Here is a 2519-nt window from a genome sequence, read left to right as displayed (position 1 = left end):
TTTTAGTAATAGGCCTTGTCCACCAATATTAGCTGACGAAGTGAGCCCCACTTCGCGAGTGTAGTTACTTGATGTGAACTGAATGTTTTCTAACAACCTATCGCTTAATTCTTTGCTGTAAGGGTCAAGATTTCTGATATCTGCCAGAAGCTTCTCTTTATTTCTCATATAGTCGGTTCTTATGTAATCAGTTCTTGCGTGGCCAGTTCTTACGTGGTCAGTTGCCTGTGTCGTTTCTCCAGAAGACTTTTTACCTTTTGAAAATGGCCATAAACCCAGTAATGAACTTCTTTTTTTTCTCAGGGAGCTTTTGTCTTGTAGTGCAATAGCTGCGGAGAGACTTGCCCCCCTGCCCAATGTGCCTGTATATGTACTTGGGGTTGGTAGTGAAGGAGGGTAGCTTCTGGTAGCCAGCCTATCCGCTCTAGGGAGGCGAAAAGATTGGAACTCCCCTAAAGCATCTACTGATAGCGTTCTTTGAGAAAGTGGTTTTGGCACCCGACGGTACCGCCTGGAGGGCTCATCCGGAAGGGATATGAGTGGGACTTCCACAGCAACAGGTTTTACCCTTTGGGATGTTTCAGCTGCACGGCTATCCTCTCCTAATGTCAGCAGATTATCTGCAGAGGCGGAAGAAACGGGTTTGGTTGCGCTATCGAAATTGGTCTGCATTGTATTCTAACCTCCATTTACTTATTTATTCACTCAGGTCGTTAGTCCCTGTATATCCTGTATGACCCTGTTTTAGGCGAATAAGCTCATTTATGGTTAGTATTACTGTCCCCCCTGTTAGTTTTTATATATCTGCAAAAGCACCCAGAATGAGTTTACATGGCTGTTCTGGGTGCTCCGGGTACTTATCAGTTAAACCACTGAACCAGCTGCTCATGTTCGGAACGGGTTTTGGCAAAAGGAGGCTCATCCGCACGGTAGCCAAAGGCGACCATTACAGATACACCGTACTCTTCTGGGTTGAACAGGTTGTTTTCAACCATCAGACGTTCCACAGATTCGCGATCGAAGCCTTCGACGGGGCAGGAGTCAATGCCAACCAGAGCAGCAGAGGTCATCATGTTGCCCAGTGCAATGTAAGTCTGCTTGCAGGCCCAGTCGAACATGGCGCGGGGGCTTTCGGTCAGCTGGAAGTGCTCTTCCTGGAATTGGCGGTAGAAACCACCTTTCATTTCTGCGATTTCTTCTGGCAGCTTCTCAACTTCCACCATGTGATTTTTCACGTATTCGGAAGTGTGGTGCATACCGGATTCTTTACGAGCCAGAATCACAACAAAGTGGCTGGCTGTTGGCAGCTGACCTTGTGCACCCTGGCACAGAGGCTTCAGCTTCTCACGTAGTTCCATGTTCTGAACTACCAGAAACTTCCAGGGCTCATAACCAAAAGAGCTTGGAGATAGGCGACCTGTTTCCATAATAAAGTTAAAGTCTTTATCGGAAATTTTCTTGCTGGCATCAAAGCTCTTGCAAGCGTGGCGAAACTGATAAGCGTCGATAATGTGTTGCTGGATAGAGGTGGTCATAAATAATTCCTGACAACGGACCTATATGGAAAGAGGGGATTTTATAGAGGGGGATTCGTGAAAATAAGGGTTAAGACGAAAATGCTTTTCAAAAAACATGGATAATCAGCCTCTGCCTTCTACCAAAAAGTAGTTCAAGCCCCCATAAAAGAAAGTAACCACAGGGGCTGTTTTCCTTTATAGGGGAGTCGGTAGAGCTTTAATGAAGCCTGGCTCATGATGATCTGTACTGCGGTTCGTTGTAGTGTCTAACACACGCTGTGCACAGGTTTGGACCTATCTCGTAGATTCCCTCGCCCGGAGAGATTGTACTGTTTGGACACTCCGGTTCACAGACGTCACAGTTAATGTAATCGTCAGTAATTTTCAGGGCTGCAAATCAGAGTGTGAGATGTATGAAAACTGTAAGTACAGCCCTCATCTTCACTGCTTAAAAGTTATCGAGAGTTCAAATGTATTTGCCTGTGGGCGGTGAGTGCACCGAGGTGGAGGAAAAACCTTTGGCACCCGTCCTCATCACATATAAAGTGTTTGCCGATTGGGGAGTGGTGGGTGCGTCTGTGTCTGATGAGCTCGTAGCTTCTGGTAAACGTTCTGTTGCATCCGATCTGGTCACAGACAAAGGGTACGCCCTTTGGGCATAGAGTATGTCGAGCCTGTTCATGCTCCATTTCTTCTTTTGATAGATAGAAATCCAACAGCGAACATCTGCCTGAGCATCGCATTGGTTTGTATACAGGTAGCGGCTGTCGGCATATTGGGCAATGCCGAGCCTTATTTAAAGCGTTCAGGAGGCACCTGCTGTGGAAAAGGTGATGACAGGGGGTCGAATGTATATTTTCCTGCCAGTGAAAGCCTTCAAGACAGATTGTGCAGGTTGTTAATGGATTTTTTTTGTGGCTCAAAGAAAGATAGTGATTTTCACTCATTATCCAACCGAGCCAAATGGCGTTCTCCGTAACAGAATCATCTGGTTTTTCTGTG

The 2519-nt window shown here is 46.2% G+C and carries 3 protein-coding genes and 1 pseudogene; all 4 read right to left on the bottom strand.

Annotated elements, in window-relative coordinates; genetic code table 11:
• A partial coding sequence (locus tag E1189_RS02475; RefSeq protein WP_155158482.1) for a hypothetical protein occupies positions 1–672 on the bottom strand: 672 nt, incomplete at its 3' end.
• Positions 673–860: 188 nt separating this feature from the next.
• On the bottom strand, positions 861–1535 hold the full coding sequence (locus E1189_RS02470) for an NAD(P)H-dependent oxidoreductase (protein WP_155158481.1): 675 nt from the start codon (positions 1533–1535) through the stop codon (positions 861–863).
• Between the two features lie 229 nt (positions 1536–1764).
• A pseudogene (locus tag E1189_RS02465) lies at positions 1765–1905 on the bottom strand (4Fe-4S dicluster domain-containing protein); the annotation flags it as partial.
• A gap of 67 nt (positions 1906–1972) precedes the next feature.
• Complete coding sequence (locus E1189_RS26140) at positions 1973–2464, bottom strand: RING finger domain-containing protein (protein ID WP_155158480.1); 492 nt, start codon at positions 2462–2464, stop codon at positions 1973–1975.
• Positions 2465–2519 lie beyond the last annotated feature (55 nt).

Origin of the sequence: Parendozoicomonas verongulae, assembly GCF_009711465.1 — a bacterium.
GTDB lineage: Bacteria > Pseudomonadota > Gammaproteobacteria > Pseudomonadales > Endozoicomonadaceae > Sansalvadorimonas > Sansalvadorimonas verongulae.
This window is presented reverse-complemented; position numbering and strand designations above follow the sequence as displayed.